The following is a 21,071-nucleotide window of genomic DNA, read 5'->3' on the forward strand; positions in this document are numbered from 1 at the left end:
GCTGGCCCTGACGCGCACGTCAAGGTCTACCGTCGCCCGTATGCGCATCGGTGAACTCGCGGACCGGGCGGGCACCACGACCCGTGCCCTCCGCTACTACGAATCCCTCGGGCTGCTGCCGCCCGCCGGGCGGGCCGCCAACGGCTACCGCTCCTACGGCGACGAGCACGTGCGGCTGCTGGAGCAGATCCGCACCCTCCAGGACTTCGGCTTCGGCCTGGAGGAGACCCGGCCCTTCGTGGAGTGCCTGCGGGCCGGCCACGAGAGCGGGGACACCTGCGCGGACTCGCTCGCGGTCTACCGGCGCAAGCTCGCCGAACTGGACGCGTGCGTCGAGCGGTTGAGGTCCGTACGGGACCAGGTCGCCGCGCAGCTCGCCCGGGCGGAGCTGGCCGCGTCGGCCGGCGGGGAACCGATGTGCGAGCTGGCACCACCGACCGAGAGGACCCCTTCGCCATGACCGCCACCACTGGTAGCACCACCACCGGCGCCGCCGCCGGCCACCTGCACCCGGGCGTGCCCGTCACCACCGACGCGACCTTCGCCGCCGACGTGCTCGGCTCCGACCTGCCGGTGCTGGTGGACTTCACCGCGTCCTGGTGCCCGCCGTGCCGCATGATCGCGCCGGTGCTCGCGGAGGTCGCCGCCGAGCAGGCCGGCCGGCTGCGGGTCGTCCAGCTCGACGTGGACCGCAATCCCGCCACCCAGGCCGCCTACGGGGTGCTGTCGATGCCGACGCTGATGCTCTTCCGGGCCGGCGAGCCGGTCAAGGTACTGGTGGGCGCGCGGCCGAAGCGCCGGCTGATGCAGGAGCTCGCCGACGAGATCTGAGCCGTGCGCCGCGGCGTATGGGGCCGCGGCGCACGGGCACCGCACCGGTGCCGCACACGACGACGGTCCCGCCGCGTGACCGCCCCCACCCAAACGTGGGGAACGTCACACGGGCGGGACCGTCGGTCGTCTGCCCTGGTGCGGCGGGCGTCAGGCCTTCTTGGTCTCCCAGAAGATCGTGTCGATCTGGGCGATCAGGTCGAGGGCCTTCTGGCCGGTCGCGGGGTCGTTCGACGCCTTGGCGGCGCTGAGCGCCTTCAGGGTGTCGTTGACGAGCTGGTGAAGCTGCGGGTACTTCTCGAAGTGCGGGGCCTTGAAGTAGTCGCTCCACAGCACCGAGACGTGGTGCTTGGCGAGTTCCGCGCGCTGCTCCTTGATCAGGACAGCGCGGGTGCGGAAGTCAGCGTCCTCGTTGGCCTGGTACTTCTCCTGCACCGCCTTCACCGACTCGGCCTCGATGCGGGCCTGGGCCGGGTCGTACACGCCGCACGGCAGGTCGCAGTGGGCGCTTACCTTCACCTTGGGCGCGAACAGGCGAGTGAACATGGCCGTCCTTCCTCGTGATCGTCTTTCGGGTGCGACATTACTCCCTGGGGTAGTCGTTTTCCCGGCTGCCCCAGGTGGCTTAGGACGAAAGTCTGGTGCCACCCTGGGGGAAGCGACGAACCTGGAGGCGGAGGATGCGGGAGCAGGGGGCGAGGCTGTCATGGCAGCTCGTCGAGGTCACCGGCCCGTCGATGGCACCGACACTGCTGCACGGCGACTGGCTGCTGATCCAGAAGATCAGCAGCGGGGCCGAGCAGGTACGCGAGGGGGACGTGGTGGTGATGCGGCATCCCCTGCAACAGGACCTGCTGATCGTGAAGCGGGCGGTCGAGCGCCGCGGCACCGGCTGGTGGGTGATGGGGGACAACGCCTTCGTCGCCAACGACAGCCGGGAGTTCGGCACGGTGCCGGACGAGCTGGTGCTCGCCCGGGCCCGGGGCCGGTTCCGACCGCCCGGCGAGCTTCAGCGGTCGGTGGCGGGGGTGGCGTCCTGGGCCGCGTCCTGCGTGCGTCCGCTGCGCGCCGACCGGTCGTTCTCCAGGCGCTTGCGGGCACGGTAGGCCGCGACGTTCGCACGGGTGGCGCAGCGGTCGGAGCAGTACCGGCGCGAGCGGTTCGTGGACGTGTCGACGTACGCGTTGCGGCAGGGGGCTGCTTCGCAGATTCCCAGCCGGTCCACGCCCAAGGAGGTGACCTGGACCGCCAGCCCCATGCACGCGCTCGCCGAGTACGCGGCGGCGGCGTTCGCCGCGTGGTCGGCCAGGTGCAGGTGCCAGTCGGGCCGGCCGGTCTCCTCGGCGAGCAGCGTGTGGCCGGAGATCTGCGGGCTGACCGGGAACTCCAGCATCAGCGCGTTGAGCAGGTCGACCGCGCGGACCTCGTCGTGCTCGCCGGCCGCCTCGAAGACCCCGCGCAGCCGGGTGCGCACGGCCCGCAGCCGGGCCACGTCGCTCTCGGTCACCCGCGCCGTGAGCTGGGACCCGCTCCCGCACAGCTCCCGCACGGCGTCGGTCGAGGTCAGGACGTCGGTGCCGCGCCGCGGCTCCTCGGTGTTCACCAGGCGCACGGCGTAGTCCGCGTAGTAGGCCAGTTCCACGTGGGGTCCTCACTGATCACGGCCAGGGCTGCGTAACGGCCGCTCGACTCACCAGGGTATTACGTCCGTCGGCGGACGCCCCCGTACGGGCCCCCGCGCCGGCGCACCGGACGCGGGGGCCCGCACCCGTCACAGCACCTTCGACAGGAACGCCTTGGTGCGCTCGTGCTGCGGGCGGGAGAGCACGTCCCGGGGGTGGCCGGACTCCACGACCCGGCCGTCGTCCATGAAGACCAGCGCGTCGCCGACCTCCCGGGCGAAGCCCATCTCGTGGGTGACGACGATCATCGTCATGCCGTCCTCCGCCAGCCCGCGCATCACGTCGAGCACGTCGCCGACGAGTTCCGGGTCGAGCGCCGAGGTCGGCTCGTCGAAGAGCATCAGCTTGGGCTCCATGGCGAGCGCCCGCGCGATCGCCACCCGCTGCTGCTGGCCGCCGGAGAGCTGGGAGGGGTAGTTGGCCGCCTTGTCGGCCAGCCCCACCCGGTCCAGCAGGCGCGCGGCCCGTTCCCGGGCCACCGCCTTGCTCTCCCGGCGGACCTGCACCGGGCCCTCCATGACGTTCTCGATCGCGGTGAGGTGCGGGAAGAGGTTGAAGCGCTGGAAGACCATCCCGATGTCCCGCCGCTTGGCGGCCACCTCGCGGTCGCGCAGCTCGTGGAGCCTGCCGCCGTGCTCGCGGTAGCCGATCAGCGCGCCGTCCACCCACAGCCGTCCGGCGCTGATCTGCTCCAGGTGGTTGACGCACCGCAGGAAGGTGGACTTGCCCGAACCGGACGGCCCGATCAGGCAGAACACCTCGCGCGGCGCCACCTCCAGGTCGATGCCCTTGAGGATGTGCGCGGCCCCGAAGGACTTGTGCACCGCCTCGGCCCGCACCATCGGCGCGGCGCCGGATGCCGCCGGCCCGGCGCCCTTGCTGGTCGTGCTCATCTCAGGCCACCTTCGGTCGGCGCACGGTGGACAGGTTGCTCCTGATCCGCTGCCACGGGGTCGGCGGCAGCGAGCGCTGCGAACCGCGCGCGTACCGCCGCTCCATGTAGAACTGGCCGACACTGAAGACACTGGTCAGCACCAGGTACCAGACCGAGGCGACGAAGAACATCTCCATGATCGCGGTGGTGTCGCTGCCGATGTTGGTGGCGGCGCGCAGCAGTTCGGTGTACTGCACCACCGAGACCAGCGACGAGGTCTTCAGCATGTTGATGAACTCGTTGCCGGTCGGCGGGATGATCACCCGCATGGCCTGCGGCAGGATGATCCGGCGCATCGTCTTCGCGCCGGTCATGCCGAGCGCCTGCGCCGCCTCGGACTGCCCCTCGTCCACCGACTGGATGCCGGCCCGGACGATCTCGGCCATGTACGCGCCCTCGTTGAGGCCGAGGCCCAGCAGCGCGGCCACGAACGGCGTCATCACGGCCGTGGTGTCGTTCTTGTACAGCGGCATCAGGTTGATGGTGTGGAAGATCAACGCGAGGTTGAACCACATCAGCAGTTGCACGTACACCGGGGTGCCGCGGAAGAACCAGATGTACAGCCACGCCACCGCGCCGGTCACCGGGTTCCGCGACAGCCGCATCACCGCGAAGAGCACGCCCAGCACCAAGCCCATGGCCATGGAGCACACCGAGATCAGGATGGTGTGCCACACGCCCTGCAGGATGGTGTGGTCGAAGAGCCGGTCGCGGACGGTGCCCCACAGGATGTCGCCCTGGGAGAAGGCGTAGGCGAGCCAGCCCAGCAGCGCGAGCACCACCAGCCCGGCCAGCCAGCGGCCGTAGTGGCGCACCGGGACGGCGCGGATCGGTTCGTACGGCACGACCGCGGGCGGCGCGTCCGACGGGCCGTCCGGCGGGTTGTCCGAGGGGGTGCCGGCGGGTTCCGGGCCGGCCACTGCACCGGTCATGTCAGGAGCCGCCGTTGATCGAGGCGGTCTTGATCGCGCCGCTGTCGGCGTTCCACTTGTGCAGCACCTGGGCGTAGCTGCCGTCCTGGATGATCGCGTTCACCGCCTGCTGGAGCACGTCCCGCAACTGGCTGTTGCTCTTGTCCAGCGCGATCCCGAACGGTCCGGCGTCCGCCGGCGAGCCGGCGACCTCGAAGTCCTTGCCGCCGCCGGACTTCTGCGCGATGTAGGCGGCCACCGGGGTGTCGTTGAGGTCGGCCACCGCGCCGCCGGCCTTGACCCGGGTCTGCGCCTCGGCGTCGGTGTCGAACGCCTGGATGGTCAGGCCCTTCGACCCGCACGCCGTCTTCTGCTTCTTGAAGGCGTCCTCGTAGATCGTGCCCCGCTGCACCGCCACCGTCTGGCCGCAGACGTCGGCGAGCGAGGTGACGTTCTTCGGGTTGCCCTTCTGGACGAGCAGGGAGGAGCCGGACATGTAGTAGTCGACGAAGTCGACGCCCTTGCCGGTCTTCTTGCCCTTGTCGTCCAGTCCCTGCTGGCGGTCCTTGGTGTCGCTCATAGCGGACATCACGACGTCCTCGCGACCGGTGTACAGCGAGGTGATCAGACCGTCGAACTGGCCGTTGGTGAACTCCAGTTTCACCCCGAGCTGCTTCGACAGGGCCGCGCCGAGGTCCGGGTCTATCCCGATGATCTTGCCGTCGGACGTCTGCTCCATCGGGGCGTACGAGGCGTCGGTGCCGACCTTGATCACGCCCGCGTCCTGGAACTTCTGCGGCAGCTTCGAGAACAGCGGAGCCGCGGACTTGCTGGTCGAGGACGTGGCCCCGGACGAACTACCGGAGTCGTCCTTCTTGGTCTGGTCGCCGCACCCGGTGAGCACCAGGGCGCCGGCGACCGCGAGAGCGGCAACCGCGGTGAGGCGCGTGAGGGGGGTCGTACACCGAGGGGAGCCTGCGGTCATCGCTGTGTCCTCCAACGAAACGAGCGTGTAACGGCGTTCGGTCCTTGGGCGTGGGGGGCACACATCTTCGAGTACCGCCACCCAGTGTGATCTGTGCATCTTGCCATCCGGACAGCCCCTGACAGGGTTCTCGTTGTGTCAAAATCGGATAACGGGCCATCCCCGGGCTGCCATCAGGCCGGCACACACCAGGCCGGACCAGGATGGGAGCCACGTCGTCCTCATTGCCCGCGCAGGGGGCGGCAGCGATAGAACTGGACCTTCACCCCTCATCAGGGGCCCCGGCGCGCGTGCGGCGCGCCTGGCGCCGTCCTGCCCCCGAACCCGGCGGCAGCGGCGCCGAGCCCGCCTCTCCCCGTCACCGGGGCGAGCACCCACCCTCACTTCTCGACCAAGGGGTCACACAGTGGCAGCGGAGATCGTCAATCCCCGAAACGGCACGGACACCGCGGCGGCGGACGAAGAGTTCCCGATCGACCCGGTGTTCGCGCTGCACCGCGGCGGCAAGATGGCGGTCGCCGCCACCGTCCCGGTCCGCGACGCCGACGACCTGTCCCTCGCCTACACGCCCGGCGTCGCCGAGGTCTGCACGGCGATCGCCCAGCAGCCCGAGCTGGTGCACGACTACACCTGGAAGTCCCAGGTCGTCGCGGTGGTCACGGACGGCACCGCGGTGCTCGGGCTGGGCGACATCGGGCCGGAGGCGTCGCTGCCGGTGATGGAGGGCAAGGCGATCCTCTTCAAGCAGTTCGGCGGGGTGGACGCGGTGCCGATCGCGCTGGACTGCACCGGCGTCGACGAGATCGTGGAGACCGTGGTGCGGCTCGCCCCGTCCTTCGGCGGGGTCAACCTGGAGGACATCTCCGCGCCGCGCTGCTTCGAGATCGAGCGGCGGCTGAAGGACGCGCTGGACATCCCGGTCTTCCACGACGACCAGCACGGCACCGCGGTGGTGACGCTCGCGGCGCTGCGCAACGCCGCCACGCTCACCGGGCGCACGCTCGGCCAGTTGCGGGCGGTCATCTCCGGGGCGGGGGCGGCCGGCGTCGCCATCGCGAAGATCCTCGTGGAGGCGGGCATCGGGGACGTGGCGGTCACCGACCGCAAGGGCGTGGTGCACGCGGGACGCGACGACCTCAACGAGGTGAAGCGCGAGCTGGCCTCGTATACGAACAAGGCGGGGCTGACCGGTGGGCTCGCCGAGGCGCTGGAGGGCGCGGACGTCTTCATCGGCGTCTCGGGGGGCACGGTGCCGGAGGAGGCGGTGGCGCGGATGGCGGAGGGCTGCTTCGTCTTCGCGATGGCCAACCCGACGCCGGAGGTCCACCCGGAGGTGGCGCACCGGTACGCGGCGGTGGTGGCCACCGGGCGCAGCGACTTCCCGAACCAGATCAACAACGTGCTCGCCTTCCCCGGGATCTTCGCGGGCGCCATGCAGGTGCGGGCGTCGGCGATCACCGAGGGGATGAAGCTCGCGGCCGCGGAGGCGCTGGCGGCGGTGGTCGCGGGCGAGCTGTCCGCGGACCGGGTGATCCCGTCGCCCTTCGACCCGAGGGTGGCCCCGGCGGTCACCGCGGCGGTGGCGGCCGCGGCCCGCGCCGAGGGCGTCGCCCGCAGGTGAGCCCCGCCGGGCGCCGCAGCCCGCGCGGCCGGCGCCCGACGGGCCGCCCCGCCCGCCCCGAGGCGGGGTGCGCTGGGGGCGCGGTGCCGGGGGAGGGGACGGGGTGCCGGGGGAGGGGACGGGGTGCCGGGGGAGGGGCGCGCGGGGGAGGGGCCCTTCCGTACCGGTGGGTAGGTCGCCTAGGGTCGGGGGATGTTTGCCGTGTATGCCGGGCGTATCGATGCGGAGCAGCCGCTGCGGGGGCTGGAGTCGGGCGAGCGGCCGGAGCCGCCGGACCGGGCCGGGTGGACGCGCGTGCGGGTGCGCGCCGCCACCCTCAACCACCACGACCTCTGGTCGCTGAGGGGCGTCGGCCTCCCCGAGGAGAACCTGCCGATGATCCTCGGCTGCGACGCCGCCGGCGTGGACGAGGACGGCAACGAGGTGGTGCTGCACTCGGTGATCGGCCAGACCGGCCACGGCGTCGGCCCGCGCGAGCGCCGTTCGCTGCTCACCGAGAAGTACCAGGGCACCTTCGCCGAGCTGACCTCCGTGCCGACCTGGAACCTGATCCCCAAGCCGCCCGAGCTCTCCTTCGAGGAGGCGGCCTGCCTGCCCACCGCGTGGCTGACCGCCTACCGGATGCTCTTCACCAACGCCGGGGTCCGTCCGGGCGACTCGGTGCTCGTGCAGGGCGCGGGCGGCGGCGTGTCCACCGCCGCGATCGTGCTGGCCAAGGCGGCCGGCCTGCGCGTCTACACCACCAGCCGCAGCCCCGCCAAGCGCGCCAGGGCCCAGGGGTTGGGCGCCCACGGCGCGTTCGAGCCGGGCGCGCGGCTGCCGGAGCGGGTGGACGCGGTGATCGAGACGGTCGGCGCGGCCACCTGGTCGCACTCGGTGAAGTCGCTGCGCCCCGGCGGCACCCTGGTGATCTCGGGGGCCACCAGCGGCGCCAACCCGCCCGCGACCGAACTCAACCGGATCTTCTTCCTGGAGCTGAAGGTCGTCGGGTCCACGATGGGCACCAAGGACGAGTTGGAGGACCTGCTCGCCTTCTGCGTGGCGACGGGGGTCCGCCCGGTGATCGACTCGGTGCTGCCGATGGACCGGGCCCGCGAGGGCTTCGAACGCCTCGCGGAGGGCGAGGCGTTCGGCAAGGTGGTGCTCACGACGTAGGCCCACGGCCGTGCAGCGCGGCGGTGATGTGCGCCGCCGCGGTGGACAGGTGGCGGCGCACCTCGCGGAGCTGCTCGTCGGTGACGCCGTGGTCGCGCGCGGTGTCGCGGACGGTGTCGCGGAAGCGGTCCAGCAGCCGTTCGAGGTCGCGGCGCGGGTCGTCCGAGGGCGGCAGGTCGTCGTCGGCGTCGTGGGTGTCGTCGGTCCGGGCGGTCGCGTCGGCCCGGGCGCCCGTGTCGGCCCGGGCGGCCGCGTCGTCCCCGGTGTCTCCGCCGCCGGGCGCCGCCGTCGCGGAGCCCGGGCCGGCCCCGGGCGCCCCGGACCGGCCGGAGCCGGCCGTCGGCTGCCCGAACCGGCCCAGCTCGCGCGTGAGTGCGGCCAGGCCCTCGCGCAGCCCGCTCTGCCAGTCGCCGCCCTTGGCGTGCGACTGCACCTGATCCTGCACCTGCCGGGCGATCCGCTGCATCTCGTCCCGCGCGGAGTCCAGCGCGTCGCGCGTGGCCTCGCGGGCGGCGTCGTGGGCCGCCTTGGCCTGGCGGCGGGCGTCGCGTGCCTCCTCCTTGGCGCGGCGGCTCTCCTCCTTCGCCCGCCTGGTCTGCTCCTTCCACTGCCGCTGCGCGTCGTCCGCGCCGGGCCGGCCCGCGCCCTTGTGGTCGCCGGCGTGCGAGCGGGTCTGCTGCGCCGCGGCGCGCACCTCGCGCCGCAGGTCGCCTGCGGCGCCCCGGACGTCCTCGCGGATCTCCGCGGCCAGCGAGGAGACCGACTCGCGGATCTCGGCCTCCAGCCCGGCGATCTCCTCGGCGCGGGAGGCGAGTTCGGCCCGGCCGTCGGCGGTCAGCGCGTAGACCTTGCGGCCGCCCTCGGTGGAGTGGGTGACCAGGCCCTCCTGCTCCAGCTTGGCCAGCCGCGGGTAGACGGTGCCGGCGGACGGTGCGTACAGGCCGTGGAAGCGCTCCTCCAGCAGGCGGATCACCTCGTAGCCGTGCCGCGGGGACTCGTCGAGCAGCTTCAGCAGGTACAGGCGCAGCCGGCCGTGGGCGAAGACGGGTGCCATGTCAGAGGTCCTTCCGCAGCGAGGGGGCGTCGCCTTCCGGGCCGCCGGTGCCGTCCGGCCCGGACGGTCCCGCCGGGTCGTCCACCGGCGGGCGGCGCAGCAGCGCCAGCGACCCGGACACCGTGGTCGCCTTCAGTTGCGCGGTGCCGCGGCCGATCGTCCCGGTGATGCGCTTGGCGCCCCAACCGCCGGACACGCGCAGCTCGTCGAAGGCGCAGAAGACGTTGCCGCTGGTGGTGTTGGCGTCGACCTCGGCGTCCCCCGGTTCGGGGATGCGCAGCGCGATCTCGCCGGAGACCGTGGTCAGCCGTACCCGGCCGCCGGTCGACGGGTCCAGGTCGAGCACGATGTTGCCGCTCACCGTGTCGGCCCGCACCTCGCGGCCGGCGCCGTCGACCACGGTCAGGTTGCCGGAGACGGTGCTGAACCGCAGGTCGCCCGAGAGGCACTGCGCCTCGACGTTGCCGCCGACGGTGTGCGCCTTCACCGGGCCGCTCAGGCCGACCAGCGTCGCGTCGCCGTTGACCCCCTGCACCGAGGTGGCGCCGCTGATCCCGGAGACCACCGCGTTCGCGCCGACCACGCCGACCTCGACCCGGGTCTCCTGCGGCACCGCGAGCGAGATCTCGGCGTGCCGCGACCAGCTCCGGCGGTCCCACCACTTGGTGAAGCCCTTCCACTCCAGGTCGTCGTAGCCGACGCTGAGCGTGCCGTCCTCCAGCCGGACCTTCAGGGGCGGGCCGTCCAGTTCGGTGATCTCCACGCGGGCCGGGCCGTCGTCGGCGCCGACCACGTTGACCGCCCCGTTGACGATCCGGACCCTCAGTGTGTCGATCCGCTCGTCGAAGACGAACTTCTCCGGTCCGGCGACGTGCCGCCCCGACGTGCCGCTCATCGTTGCCCCTCCTCGGGTGCCCGGCCAACGCAACATATCGCGTCTTCCGAAAGACACGATATATCGCGTGAGGCGCAAGTCAAGCGGTCGCGCGCGGGAACCCCCGGCCGGCTACGCGTCGTCCTCCTCGTCGTCGAGGCGGGCCAGCCAGGTGGCCAGCCGTTCGACCGGGACCTCGAACTCGGGGTTGAGGTCGACGAACTCGCGCAGCCGGTCGGCCAGCCACTCCAGGGTCACCTCCTCCTCGCCGCGCCGGTCTGCCAGCTCCTCGATACCGCGGTCGGTGAAGTACAAGATCTGCTCCGGAACAGGGGTGGGACGGGTGACGGAAGGGCGGGGAAGGCGCGCGGGGCGCCGGGACGGCGTGTCGCCGGGCGGGCCGGGGACCGGCGCCGCGGGGCCCGCGCACCATCAAGGATAGGCAGTGTCCGGGAAGGACCCCACGCAGGTCGGGTGGGCGATAACCTTCCTTGCACGACCCGGCAGTGGGGGGAATGAGCGCGTGCGGACGTCGGCGACCGGCCAGAAGGCGGCGGCATGCGGCGCGGCGAGCGCCACGGCCCGGCCCCGCGGGTGCGCGGCCGGCGTACGGGCCGGCACGGCCGCGGGGCGCGCGGCCGCCGTGCGGGCCGGAGCGGACGGGTGGTCCGGGGCTGCGGTACGCACCCGCGCGGCTGTGCGATTCCGCGCCGCCGCGTGCGCCGACGGCCCGGCAAGGGGCGCACGGTGACGTCCGGGGGCGCATCGGAGCAGCTCGCCCAGGCCGCCGAGATCCTCGTCCCGCTCGCCGAGGAGGCCACCGTACGCATTCACGGCGCGGAGGCCGGGAATCCTCTCCTGGGCAGCGGCTTCTTCGTCGCACCCAACTGGGTGCTCACCTGTGCCCACGTCGCGAGGGCCGAAGGGGAGGTGACACTCGTGGGCGCGCCCCGCAAGGAAGTGCGCGTCGGCTACCGCGACCAGCTCCTCGCGGGCGTCGTCGAGTGGGCCCAGCCCTCCGGTCCCGGCGGCATCCCCGGCCAGAGCCAGGGCAACGACCCCGGCTACGGCGCCGGCTCCGCCGGCCAGGGCGGCGCGGCCCGCGGCCCCGGCGGCTGGGCGGCCCCCGACCTGGCCCTCATCCGCCTGGTCGACCCGCTCGAACACCCCTGCGTGTGGCTCACCGAGCGCACCGCCAAGGGATACACCACCAACCCGGTCGCCTACTTCGGCTGGCTGCCGCTCGGCGGCGTCCTCATGCCGTACAGCGGGCGGTGCGTGATCAGCGGCCAGCTCGGGGTCGGCGGGGGCGGGCTGCTGCGGCTGAGCAACGACGACGAGATGCCCCAGGGACTGTCCGGCGGGCCCGTGGTGGACCTGGTGCGCGGCGAGGTGATCGGCGTGCTCCAGGCCCGCCGGGCCGAGCGGGACGGCGGACTGGCCGTCAGCATCCAGCAGTTACGCCTGCTGCCGACGGCCGAGAACCCGGCCGACGACCTCTACCACCGGGTGATGACCGCCCACGACCTCTACCACGCCGACCACCACCGGTTCCTGCTCAACCGGGACTTCTACGGCTGGACCGAGGCCCACAGCGAGATCGGCGCCGCCGCCGGGCGCGCCCTGACCCCCGGCCGCCGCACCGCCCTGCTCGGCCTGCTCGCCCAGCTCCCCCCGCCCTCCGGCGCCCGCGCGCTCGGCGACGTCGTCACCGAGGTGCGCGGCGGCGCCGGCCAGGGCTTCGCGGTCGCCCCGCGCGCCTGGCGCGACGGCCTCGGCCTGCTCTACGACCTGCGGCGCGGCTCCGAGCTGGAGGCGGTGCTGCGCTACGCCGTGCTCGCCGCCACCGCCGAACACCCGCGGCCGGCACAGGAGTCCCACGAGCGGGAGCTGTGGGAGTGGGCCCAGTCCACCGCGGCCGACCAGGGCCTGAGCATGCTCTTCCGCAACTCCCTGATAGGGGAGCGGATGTCGCGGCTGCGGGCCCGGCACGCCGTGGTGCCGCCGCAGGCCGGCCTGGAGCCGGGCCTGCGGGCCCGCGGCGAGGCCCAGTTGGAGATCATCCCGCGCGGCTGGGAGCCGGACCGCTTCGACTGGCGGGTCACGGTCTCCCCGGAGAGCGGCGAAGTCGACTGCGTGCACGAGGACTTCCGCGGCACCGCGGTCGCCGACCTGCCCGCGCGGCTGGCCGCGCCGCTCGCCGAGGCGTTCCGCCGCTGCGACGAGCCGGGCTACGTCGCCGCGCTCCAACTGGCCGTGCCCGGCTCGCTGATGGCCTTCGCCGCCGACACCTGGCGGCTCGACCCGGACGGCGGCACGCTCGGCGCGCTGCGCCCGGTGGTGGTCCGCCGTACCGACCCGCCGCCGGACACCGACCCGGCCGTCGCCGAGGAACGGCTCAGCCGGTGGCGGACCCTGCACCGCCTGCAACCCGCCGCCGAGGTGCTCGACTGCGAGGACTCCCAGGCCCAGCCGCTCCCGGAGGACGCCGAACTACGCGCCCGGCCACGGGAGATGCTGCCCGTGCTGTGCCGCAGCAGCGGCGCCGCCCCCGAGGCGCTGCACCGGCTGCTGCGCTGCGGCTACTCCGTGGCGCTGTGGCGGCGCGACCCGATCGAGCCCCGGCAGGTCTGCTCCGACCTCCACCGCGGCGTGCCGCAGGCCGTCCTGGCCGCCCGCACGGCCGCCGGACTGCCCGCCCAACTGGCCTCCCTGCGCGCCGCCGTCGCCGAAGGGGTGCCGGAGACCTTCTGGTCGGGCGCCCTCGCGCTGCTCTACGACGATCCCACCCGACCCCTTCCAGGAACCGACGAGCTGCTGGAGACTCCATGACGAACACCGACGCCCGGGATCGACGGGGGTACCGCGATGAGTGACGTGACCGGTTCCGGCGCCCCCGGCGAGTGGCTCATCTACCGCGGCACCGGCGAACCGCACACCGGCATGGACAGCCTGCCGGAGCCGCCGCCCTGGCGGGACTTCGACGGCGGCCCGCTGGTCGGACCCGGCCCGGGCCCGGACAGCTCCTCGGCGCGGCGGCTGGGCGCGTACCGGCACATGGCCGAGCTGCACCGCCCCAGCCCGGAGGAGCTGGAGATGGTCAACGCGGCGCTCTACCTGCGCCGCCCGCTGCTGGTCACCGGCAGTCCCGGCGCCGGCAAGAGCACCCTCGCGCACGCGGTCGCCTACGAACTCGGGCTGGGCAGAGTGCTGCACTGGCCGATCGTCAGCCGCAGCACCCTCCAGGACGGGCTCTACCGCTACGACGCGATCGCCCGGCTCCAGGACACCCAGATCGCCGCGAACTCCGGCACCGTGCCGCCCGGCGGCATCGGCAGCTACATCCGGCTCGGCCCGCTGGGCACCGCGCTGCTGCCCACCGCGCAGCCGCGCGTGCTGCTCGTCGACGAGCTGGACAAGAGCGACATCGACCTGCCCAACGACCTGCTGAACGTGATGGAGGAGGGCGAGTTCGGCATCCCGGAGCTGGAGCGGCTGGCCGAACGCGAGCCGCAGGTCGACGTGTTGACCGACGACGGCAGCCGGGTGACGCTGCGTGAGGGCAGGGTGCGCTGCCGGGCCTTCCCGTTCGTCATCCTGACCAGCAACGGGGAGCGGGACTTCCCGCCGCCGCTGCTGCGCCGCTGCATCCACCTGGAGCTGGGCCGCCCCGACCACGAACGGCTCTCGACCGTGGTGCGCGCCCACCTCGGCGACGAGGCGGCGACCGTCGGAGACGACCTGGTGCAGCGCTTCCTGGAGCGCTCGCGCAACGAACTGCTCGCCACCGACCAGCTCCTGAACGCCATATACCTCACCCACCACGCCGCGCCGCCGTCCCGCGCGCGGCTCGCGGACATGCTCATCCAGCGGCTCGACAGGCCAAGGTGAGGCGGCTATGGCCGACAGGGGCCAAGGACGGCACCCCGACGACCCACGCGCCGACGACGGCCTGACGGCCCGCCACGCGCCCACCGGCGGCCGGGACGACGGCGCCGGGGGCCACGGCGGCGAAGGCGCCGGGCGTGCCCCGGACCCGCTGGCCCGGGTGGTCGGCGCGATCAGCCGGGCCGGGCTCGACCCCGACCCCGTGGAGATCGCCGACGCCCTGTGGCTGGCCCGGTGGTCGCGCCCGACCGCCCGGCCGGACCCGGAGACCCTGGCCGGCGCGCACGGCGAGGGCGCCGGCGTGGACTACCCGCGCGCGCACCGCCCCGACGGCACCGACGGCGCCGGCACCCGCCTGGTGCCCCCGGCCCGCACCCCGCCGGCCCAGAACTCCGCCGACGAGCGACTGATCAGCCTCTACCCCGGCGAGGGCGTGCCCGGCCAGGTCGGCGGCACCCCGGTGGGGGCGGCGCTCGGGGTGTCCGTGCCGGAAGCCGGCGCCCTGCCGCAACTGCTCGAACTCCAGGCGGCCCTGCGCCCGTTGCAGCGCTACCGCAGCCCGGCCCGGCCGCAGCGGGAGGAACTGGACGAGGCCGCGACCGCCGACCGCGCCGCCCGCGCGGGCGGGCTGCTGCTGCCGGTCTTCCGCCCGTCCGCGCGCGGTGACGCCGCGATGCAGTTGCTCATGGACACCTCCTCCTCGATGTTCGTCTGGGAGCGGATGCTGCGCGAGCTGGCCGCCGTCTTCGAACGCCTCGGCGCCTTCCGCGAGGTCCGCGTCCGCTACCTGCACGACACGCCCGACGGCACGCTCGGCGTCAGCAGCCACTTCGACCCCGACGCGGCCGGCCTGCTCTCCGCGGAGCAGCTCAGCGACCCCACCGGCCGCCGGATCACCCTGGTGGTCAGCGACTGCGCCGGCCCGCTGTGGCGCTCGGGACAGGCGCACCGGCTGCTGCACCGGCTCAGCCGGCACGGCCCGGTCGGCGTCCTCCAGCCGCTGCCCGCCCGGCTGTGGAGCCGCACCCTGCTGCCGGTCTCGTACGGGGTGCTGCACCGCTCGGAGGGGATGCTGCTCTCCTCGCCGCTGCGGTTCTCGCCCGGCTCGACCGGCGTGCCGGCCGCGCCCGACGCCCTGCCGGTGCCCGTCCTGCCCCCCACCGTGGCCGCGCTGGGCGCGTGGGCGCGGCTGCTGGCCGGGATGGGCGCGGGCGAGGTGCCCGCCGCCGTCGGCTGGGTGAGCGCCGACCAGCCCGCGGTCCGGGCGCGGCCGCGCCGGGCGACGGTGCCGGTGCCCGCGCTGGTCCGCCGGTTCCGCGCCGCCGCGTCGCCGGCCGCCGCCCAGCTCGCGGTCTACCTCGCCGCCGCGCCGCTGTTCCTGCCGGTCATCCAGTTGGTGCAGCGCACGATGCTGCCCGACTCCGGACCGGCCGAGCTGGCCGAGATCCTGCTCAGCGGCCTGGTGGTGCGCAAGAGCGGCGACGACCAGCGGTGGTACCACTTCGCGCCCGGCGTGCGCGACGCGCTGCTCGGTCCGCTCGGTGTGGACGAGGCGCGACTGGTGCTCAAGCACTGCTCGGAGTACGTCGAGCAGCGGTTCGGCAAGTCCGGCCCCAACTTCCCGGCCCTGGCCATCACCCAGCTCGCCGAGGGGCCCGGCGACCCGACCGCCGACGCCGCGGTGCGCTCGGCCGTACGCCAGGCCGCCCGCGGCTTCCTGCCCGACGGCGGCGGGTCCGGCCCCGGTCGCGGCTCCACGACCGGCGCGGTCCGGGGCGGCGGCGAGGAGGGCACCGTCGCGGAGTCGCGGCAGCCGTTCGCGGAGGTCGCCGCCCGGGTGCTGGAACGCTTCATGCCGCTGCCCGACGACCGCAGCGGGCCCGGCCCGTACGCGGGGTTCGAGGCGGTGCAGTCCTCCACGGTGGTGCAGCGCGCCCGGGACCTCGCCGACCGGTTCACCGCCGAGGGCCTGGTGCAGTACCTGCTCGACGCGGTCGCGCTGCTGCGCCGGGCCGCCGCGGAGGAGCGGGTCCGCGGCCTCGACCCCGACCTGTGGACCGAACTGGCCCAGCAGCTCCTGCGGTTGTGGCGGCTGCGCGGCGGCACCGACCTGCTGGACGAGGCCCGCGAGGCGTCCGAGACGGCCGCCGCCCACCACTCCTCCCTGCCGGCCCGCGCGGTGCGCGCCCGGGTGCTCCAGGCCACCGCCCAGGAGCGGGCCGCCGTCGGCGACAACCGCGGCGCCCTCGAACTGCTCCAGCGCGCCGACCGGGAGTTCACGGCCGTGTGCGCGGCGCCCGGCCTGGACCCCGCCAAGCTGCTCGACGCCACGCTGGAGCGGGTCGAGGTGCTGGAGGAGCAGTGGGTGATCAACGGGGACGCGGTGCTGCTCCAGGAGACCGTCGGGACGCTGGAGGCGGTCGCCGACTCCTGGCCGCCGCAGCGCCCGCGCCCCAGCGAGCTGTCGCTCGCGCACGGCCGGGCGCTGCTGCGGCTGGCCGACGCGGCCGGCGGGCGGGAGCGCCGGCAGACCTACGCCCAGCAGGCCGCCCGGTCGTACGCCGGAGCGCTCACCGCGCTGCGCCGGGAGGAGGCCGAGCCGGAGGCCGTCACCACCGCCACCCTCGCCCTGGTCGACGCCGAACTGATGTCCGGCGGGCGGCTGATGGAGGCGCAGCGGCTCGTGGACCAGGCCCTGGGGACCACCCGCGACCAGCTCCAGCGGGCCGCGATCCTGGCCCGGGCCGGTCGGATCAGGGTGGCCCGGCACGCGGAGGGCGGCCCGGCCGGTGAACTGGAGGAGGCCGCGGGCCGGTTCGAGGAGGCGGCCCGGCTCACCCCGCGCGACCGCCCGGAGTACAGCGACCTGGTGGCGGAGTGGGGCGCGGCGCTGCTGGCGCGCTCGGAGCTGCCCGGGGGCTGGACGTTCGTCAACCGGGCGGTGCTGGTGCTGCGCGACTGCCGGATGGAGACGCCCGAGTCGGACCCGAGGCAGCCCGAGCGGCTGCTGATGCTGGGGCGCGCGCTGATACTGCGCTACCGGGCCGAGCAGGAACTGGTGGACCTGCGCGAGGCCGAGCAGGTGCTCGGGGTGGCCGCGCAGGGCGCCGACGGGGCGGACCTGACCGCACGGATATGGTTCGAGCTGGGCGAGTCGCACCGGCTGGTGCCCAACCACTCGCGCCGCCCGGAACGCCTGGACCAGGCCGCCGACGCCTACCGCAAGGCGGCCGCCGCGGCCGCGGACGCCGCCCGCGCCGCCACGGAGCCCGAGCCGATGGTGCGGCTGGCGGCCCGGGCCCACCACTGGCGCGGCGACGCGTACGAGACGGCCCGGCGGCCCCGGGCGGCGGCCGACGCCTACCGCGCCGCGCTGCGCCAGTGGCGCCAACTCCCGGACGACGGGGGTGAGGAGGGCCGGGACACCGGGGCGCGGCTCGACGCGTTGACGCGTTGAGCCGATTTCCCGCCGGCCCGTCGACCCGGCCGGAGCCGCCGGCCCGTTGACCGCGGCCGGTCCGTGGCGCGGGCCGCCGCGCGGCTCCGGTGCGGCCGGGCCCGCGAGGACGGACGGCGCAGGCGACCCGACAAGAACGGCGCGACGGACGCGACCGGCGCGTGCGGTGCGCGCCCGCGCGACGGCCGTGGTCCGTAGGGTGGTTCGGGGCGGCGGGCACGGCACCGGAGGCGACAGCCGGCCGCCCGGCGGGGCACCATGGAGCCGACGGGCGGTTGGGGCGCCAGAGGCGCGGGTGCAGTCGAGCGGCGGGGGAGTCGGCCGCGCGACCGCTCGGCACGCGGGGCCCGCGCGACAGCGTGGACCACGGGACGACCGGACGGTTTGGGAGGCACGCGATGGAGGAACGACCCTACGGCGGCGCGGAGCCGTACACCGACCCGGGCTTGCGCGAGGCCGGGATCGACCTGCTCGGCATGGACCTGGAGTCGCTGCGGACGGTGCAGCACCCGGTGTTGTCCGCGCTGGTCGGCGATCTGCGGGCGCGGGTCGCGGCACCCGGCAGCGAGGCGTTGTGGGGGTTCGACAACGACACCCCGTGAGCGCCCGCGCGCGCCGGAAGTCTTTTGGCCGCGCGCCGGAGGCGATACGGCCAATTCACCGCCCGGGTGTTTGCTCCCCGGCGCCGGGCGGGAACAACCGCGAGGGCCGGCGAAGTTCCCTCGATGGCCCACGCCCGGGGGAGGTGATGACGTGCGGCACACTGCCGGGCCAGCCCGGCGGCCGATACCGGCGGTCACCGCACCCGCCGCCGGCCGATCCGGAACCCCACCGGGACCCGCGCCCGCACCCGTGACGGCGCCCGCGGCCGCCCCCGTCGCCGGGCCGGCCGTCCGACCACCCTCGCCCCTCCGGCAGTTCATCCTCAAGACGCACAGCCGCTGCAACCTCGCCTGCACCTACTGCTACCTGTACGCGGGCCCCGACCACACCTGGCGGGACCGGCCCCGGGCCCCAGCGGCCGAGGTGACCGCGCGCACCGCCGCCCGTATCGCCGAACACGCCGCCGCGCACCGCCTGACCGACGTCTCCGTGGTCTTCCACGGCGGCGAACCGCTGCTCGCCGGTGCCGGACGCCTCGCCGCGGACCTCGACGTGGTCCGCTCCGCGCTCCCGGCCGGCTGCGCCGTCCACGCCAGTGTGCAGACCAACGCGACGCTGCTCACCCGCGACCGCGTCCGCACCCTCGCCGGCGCCGGCCTGCGGATCGGCGTCAGCCTCGACGGCGGCCTGCCGGGCCACAACCGCGAGCGGGTGGACCACGCCGGCCGCCCCTCCTGGCCGGCCGCCGCCGCGGGACTGCGGCTGCTGGCCGCCCACGCGCCCGAGGCGTACGGCGGGGTGCTGTGCGTCGTCGACCTGCGGCACGACCCGGTCGAGGTCTACGACTCGCTGCTGTCCCTCGACCCGCCCGCCATCGACCTGCTGCTCCCGCACGGCAACTGGACCAGCCCGCCGCCCGGCCTGCCCGCGCCGGCCGACGACCCGGCGCCGTACGGCCGTTGGCTCACCGCCGTGTTCGACCGGTGGTGGGACGCGCCCCGACGCCGCACCCGGATACGGCTGTTCGAGGAGTGCGTCGCCCTGCTGCTGGGCGTGCCCGCCGCGATCGAACGGCTCGGGTTGCAGCCGTTCACCGCGGTGGTGGTGGAGACCGACGGCTCCATCGAGCAGGTCGACTCCCTGAAGTCCGCCTACGAGGGCGCCGCCGCGACCGGCCTTGACGTCTTCCGCAACAGCTTCGACGAAGTGCTCGCCCACCCCGGCGTCGCCGCCCGCCAGGCCGGCCTCGCCGCGCTCGGCGCCACCTGCCGGGCCTGCGCGCTGGTCGGGGTCTGCGGCGGCGGCCACTACGCCCACCGCTACCGGGCCGGCGCCGGTTTCCGCAACCCGTCCGTCTACTGCGCCGACCTCGCCCACCTCGTCCGCCACACCGCCCATCGCCTCGCCCGGGCCGCCGGCACCGGATCCGGCCGCCCCACGACCCGGGAGACCCTCCGGTGAACCCGCTCGGCGCCACCCCCGCACGCCCGCCCGCCCCGGCACCCCGGCCGCCCGCCGTCCGCACACCCGCCCCCGCCGCCGGCACCCTGACCGACGAGATGCTGCCCCTGCTCGGCAGCACCGGCAGCGACCCGGCGCTGCTGGACCTGCTCGTCGCCCACCAGCACGCGCGCCGCCTGCTGACCCTGCGCGCCCTGCTGGAGGCGGTCGCCGACGCGCCGGCCGGCGCCCTGCCGGAGGGAACCGCCGAGCGGGTGCTGCGCGACTGGCGGCTGCTGGAGGCCGCCGACCGCGCCGACGGCGCCGCCGCCCGCCAGGTCGTGCGCTACCCGCACACCGGGGCCTGGGCCGAACGCTGCCTACGCGCGTTGACCCGGCCCGGGCAGGCCCACCTCGCCGCGGCCGAACTGCCGCACCTGGCCGCGCTCGCGGCCGCGGCCGCCGCCCGCGCCGGCCTGCGCTTCACCGCCGACATCCCGCTGCGCGACGGCGAGCTGCGGCTGCCGACGATCGGCGGCCACCGGCCGGGCCGCCCGGGCCGGCAGCTCCCGCGCCCCACCCCCGGCGGGCCGGTTCCGGGCCGGCCCGACCCGGCGGCCGGGGCCGCCCGCGACCCGGACCCTCCCGTCGCCGTCCGCGTCGTGGGCGAACCCCGCCGGCTCTGGCTGATCCCGCTGCCCGCCGGGCAACCCGGTCCGCCGGGCGCGCCAGGCCACGGCGCCGCCCCCGCCCCCGGCGCGGTCGAGGTCCGCGAGGGCCCCGACGGCGTCTGGCGCTCCGCCGCGCCCGGCTGGCGCCCGCTCCAGGCCCTGCGGCACCCCGACGGCCGGGCCGTGCTCATCGACGACGTGGACCCGTACCGCGACGAGGAGCGGCGCACCAACCCCTACGGGCTGGACCCGGCCGACCGGTTGGACCTCGCCGGGCACGCCGCCTGGCGGACCGCCTGGCGCGACGCGCGGCCCTGGCTGCGGCTGGGCGGGCCCACCCGGGCGGCGGAGGCCGCCGCCCTGCTGGACTGCGTGGTGCCGCTGGCCGGCGCGCCCGGCGCGCAGTGCAGCGCCACCCGCGGCGAGGCGTTCGGCGCGCTGCTCAGCAGCACCCCCCGGGACGGCCTGGAACTGGCCGCCACCCTGGTGCACGAACTCCAGCACGCCAAGCTGCTGGCCGTCTCCCGACTGGTGGTGCTGCACACCGCCGACGACAGCCCCGGCTACTTCGCGCCCTGGCGGCCCGACCCCCGCCCCTTCGACGGGCTCTTCCACGGCGCCTACGCGCACCTCGCGCTCGCCGACTTCCACCTGCGCGCCGCCACCGCGCTGACCGACCCCGCCCGCAGGGACGCCGCCTGGGCCGACCACTGCCGCTGCCGGGAGCAGGTCGGCGCCGCGCTGCCGCAACTCCTGGGCGCGCGGGCGCTGACCCGCCAGGGCCGGGTCCTGGCCGAGGCGATGGCGGCGCACCACGCCCGGCTCGGGCAGCACGCCCCGCCCGACGGCCATCTGGCCCGCGCGAGCGCCTACGTGGAGACGGCACGGGCCATATGGCGCCGCAGGCGTGCACAGACGGCCGCGAACGGGCGCGAACCGGCATGACGACACGTCACCGGGCGGGC

At 75.0% G+C, this 21,071-nt stretch carries 19 protein-coding genes; 11 read left to right on the forward strand and 8 right to left on the reverse strand.

Going from position 1 to position 21,071, the window contains the following annotated elements; all coding sequences use genetic code 11:
- The first annotated feature begins 40 nt into the window (after positions 1–40).
- A complete protein-coding gene (locus RVR_RS24510; protein ID WP_202236076.1) occupies positions 41–460 on the forward strand; it encodes a MerR family transcriptional regulator in 420 nt (139 codons plus the stop codon).
- Positions 457–831, forward strand: coding sequence for a thioredoxin (trxA, locus tag RVR_RS24515; RefSeq protein ID WP_272933104.1), 375 nt, complete (start codon positions 457–459; stop codon positions 829–831). Before RVR_RS24510 ends, trxA begins: the two co-directional genes overlap by 4 nt.
- Before the next feature lie 150 nt (positions 832–981).
- On the opposite strand, the gene sodN is transcribed toward trxA, so the two are convergent.
- Positions 982–1,377: a superoxide dismutase, Ni gene (gene sodN, locus RVR_RS24520; RefSeq protein ID WP_202236077.1), complete on the reverse strand. Its 396-nt coding sequence runs from the start codon at positions 1,375–1,377 to the stop codon at positions 982–984.
- 134 nt (positions 1,378–1,511) lie between these two features.
- Between sodN and sodX the strand changes: the two genes are divergently transcribed.
- Positions 1,512–1,937, forward strand: a complete 426-nt coding sequence (gene sodX, locus RVR_RS24525) for a nickel-type superoxide dismutase maturation protease (protein WP_202236078.1) — start codon at positions 1,512–1,514, stop codon at positions 1,935–1,937.
- On the opposite strand, the gene RVR_RS24530 is transcribed toward sodX, so the two are convergent.
- The 4 genes from RVR_RS24530 to RVR_RS24545 form a co-directional block, all read right to left on the reverse strand.
- A complete protein-coding gene (locus RVR_RS24530; protein WP_202236079.1) occupies positions 1,841–2,473 on the reverse strand; it encodes a CGNR zinc finger domain-containing protein in 633 nt (210 codons plus the stop codon). The two genes, sodX and RVR_RS24530, sit on opposite strands and share 97 nt — an antisense overlap.
- 129 nt (positions 2,474–2,602) lie before the next feature.
- The gene (locus tag RVR_RS24535) at positions 2,603–3,355 is read right to left on the reverse strand and encodes an amino acid ABC transporter ATP-binding protein (protein ID WP_202239098.1); all 753 of its coding nucleotides are present in this window, start codon (positions 3,353–3,355) and stop codon (positions 2,603–2,605) included.
- A 52-nt stretch (positions 3,356–3,407) separates the two neighbouring features.
- Positions 3,408–4,379, reverse strand: a complete 972-nt coding sequence (locus tag RVR_RS24540) for an amino acid ABC transporter permease (protein WP_202236080.1) — start codon at positions 4,377–4,379, stop codon at positions 3,408–3,410.
- 1 nt (position 4,380) lies between these two features.
- The gene (locus RVR_RS24545; RefSeq protein WP_202236081.1) at positions 4,381–5,343 is read right to left on the reverse strand and encodes an ABC transporter substrate-binding protein; all 963 of its coding nucleotides are present in this window, start codon (positions 5,341–5,343) and stop codon (positions 4,381–4,383) included.
- 406 nt (positions 5,344–5,749) lie between these two features.
- On the opposite strand from RVR_RS24545, the gene RVR_RS24550 reads away from it, so the two are divergent.
- Positions 5,750–6,964 (forward strand): NAD(P)-dependent malic enzyme, encoded by a 1,215-nt coding sequence (locus RVR_RS24550; RefSeq protein ID WP_202236082.1) that lies wholly within the window; start codon positions 5,750–5,752, stop codon positions 6,962–6,964.
- 192 nt (positions 6,965–7,156) lie between these two features.
- Positions 7,157–8,119, forward strand: a complete 963-nt coding sequence (locus tag RVR_RS24555) for a zinc-binding dehydrogenase (protein WP_202236083.1) — start codon at positions 7,157–7,159, stop codon at positions 8,117–8,119.
- On the opposite strand, the gene RVR_RS24560 is transcribed toward RVR_RS24555, so the two are convergent.
- From RVR_RS24560 to RVR_RS24570, 3 genes are all read right to left on the reverse strand, one after another.
- Positions 8,109–9,173, reverse strand: a complete 1,065-nt coding sequence (locus tag RVR_RS24560) for a PadR family transcriptional regulator (RefSeq protein WP_202236084.1) — start codon at positions 9,171–9,173, stop codon at positions 8,109–8,111. The two genes, RVR_RS24555 and RVR_RS24560, sit on opposite strands and share 11 nt — an antisense overlap.
- Position 9,174: 1 nt before the next feature.
- Entirely contained in the window at positions 9,175–10,068 is an 894-nt protein-coding gene (locus tag RVR_RS24565) for a DUF4097 family beta strand repeat-containing protein (RefSeq protein ID WP_202236085.1), read from the reverse strand.
- Positions 10,069–10,179: 111 nt separating this feature from the next.
- Positions 10,180–10,362 carry a DUF6104 family protein gene (locus RVR_RS24570; RefSeq protein ID WP_202236086.1) on the reverse strand — a complete coding sequence of 61 codons (183 nt, stop codon included), beginning with the start codon at positions 10,360–10,362 and terminating at the stop codon, positions 10,180–10,182.
- A 432-nt stretch (positions 10,363–10,794) separates the two neighbouring features.
- Between RVR_RS24570 and RVR_RS24575 the strand changes: the two genes are divergently transcribed.
- The 6 genes from RVR_RS24575 (at position 10,795) to RVR_RS24600 (ending at position 21,051) form a co-directional block, all read left to right on the forward strand.
- Positions 10,795–12,879: a VMAP-C domain-containing protein gene (locus tag RVR_RS24575; RefSeq protein WP_202236087.1), complete on the forward strand. Its 2,085-nt coding sequence runs from the start codon at positions 10,795–10,797 to the stop codon at positions 12,877–12,879.
- A 36-nt stretch (positions 12,880–12,915) separates the two neighbouring features.
- Positions 12,916–13,938 (forward strand): AAA family ATPase, encoded by a 1,023-nt coding sequence (locus tag RVR_RS24580; RefSeq protein WP_202236088.1) that lies wholly within the window; start codon positions 12,916–12,918, stop codon positions 13,936–13,938.
- Positions 13,939–13,945: 7 nt separating this feature from the next.
- On the forward strand, positions 13,946–17,392 hold the full coding sequence (locus RVR_RS38680) for an SAV_2336 N-terminal domain-related protein (RefSeq protein WP_202236089.1): 3,447 nt from the start codon (positions 13,946–13,948) through the stop codon (positions 17,390–17,392).
- Between the two features lie 398 nt (positions 17,393–17,790).
- On the forward strand, positions 17,791–17,994 hold the full coding sequence (gene fxsA, locus RVR_RS24590) for an FxSxx-COOH cyclophane-containing RiPP peptide (RefSeq protein ID WP_202236090.1): 204 nt from the start codon (positions 17,791–17,793) through the stop codon (positions 17,992–17,994).
- A 250-nt stretch (positions 17,995–18,244) separates the two neighbouring features.
- On the forward strand, positions 18,245–19,456 hold the full coding sequence (locus RVR_RS24595; protein ID WP_202236091.1) for an FxsB family cyclophane-forming radical SAM/SPASM peptide maturase: 1,212 nt from the start codon (positions 18,245–18,247) through the stop codon (positions 19,454–19,456).
- Positions 19,453–21,051 carry an aKG-HExxH-type peptide beta-hydroxylase gene (locus RVR_RS24600; RefSeq protein WP_202236092.1) on the forward strand — a complete coding sequence of 533 codons (1,599 nt, stop codon included), beginning with the start codon at positions 19,453–19,455 and terminating at the stop codon, positions 21,049–21,051. Before RVR_RS24595 ends, RVR_RS24600 begins: the two co-directional genes overlap by 4 nt.
- Positions 21,052–21,071: the final 20 nt, after the last annotated feature.

It is taken from the genome of Streptomyces sp. SN-593 (assembly GCF_016756395.1).
GTDB lineage: Bacteria > Actinomycetota > Actinomycetes > Streptomycetales > Streptomycetaceae > Actinacidiphila > Actinacidiphila reveromycinica.

Coding starts and splice junctions, on each gene's coding strand:
- RVR_RS24510 (WP_202236076.1), top strand. CDS start 41: ATGCGCATCGGTGAACTCGCGGACCGGGCGGGCACCACGACCCGTGCC.
- trxA (WP_272933104.1), top strand. CDS start 457: ATGACCGCCACCACTGGTAGCACCACCACCGGCGCCGCCGCCGGCCAC.
- sodN (WP_202236077.1), bottom strand. CDS start 1,377: ATGTTCACTCGCCTGTTCGCGCCCAAGGTGAAGGTAAGCGCCCACTGC.
- sodX (WP_202236078.1), top strand. CDS start 1,512: ATGCGGGAGCAGGGGGCGAGGCTGTCATGGCAGCTCGTCGAGGTCACC.
- RVR_RS24535 (WP_202239098.1), bottom strand. CDS start 3,355: ATGGTGCGGGCCGAGGCGGTGCACAAGTCCTTCGGGGCCGCGCACATC.
- RVR_RS24540 (WP_202236080.1), bottom strand. CDS start 4,379: ATGACCGGTGCAGTGGCCGGCCCGGAACCCGCCGGCACCCCCTCGGAC.
- RVR_RS24545 (WP_202236081.1), bottom strand. CDS start 5,343: ATGACCGCAGGCTCCCCTCGGTGTACGACCCCCCTCACGCGCCTCACC.
- RVR_RS24555 (WP_202236083.1), top strand. CDS start 7,157: ATGTTTGCCGTGTATGCCGGGCGTATCGATGCGGAGCAGCCGCTGCGG.
- RVR_RS24560 (WP_202236084.1), bottom strand. CDS start 9,173: ATGGCACCCGTCTTCGCCCACGGCCGGCTGCGCCTGTACCTGCTGAAG.
- RVR_RS24565 (WP_202236085.1), bottom strand. CDS start 10,068: ATGAGCGGCACGTCGGGGCGGCACGTCGCCGGACCGGAGAAGTTCGTC.
- RVR_RS24580 (WP_202236088.1), top strand. CDS start 12,916: ATGAGTGACGTGACCGGTTCCGGCGCCCCCGGCGAGTGGCTCATCTAC.
- RVR_RS38680 (WP_202236089.1), top strand. CDS start 13,946: ATGGCCGACAGGGGCCAAGGACGGCACCCCGACGACCCACGCGCCGAC.
- fxsA (WP_202236090.1), top strand. CDS start 17,791: ATGGAGGAACGACCCTACGGCGGCGCGGAGCCGTACACCGACCCGGGC.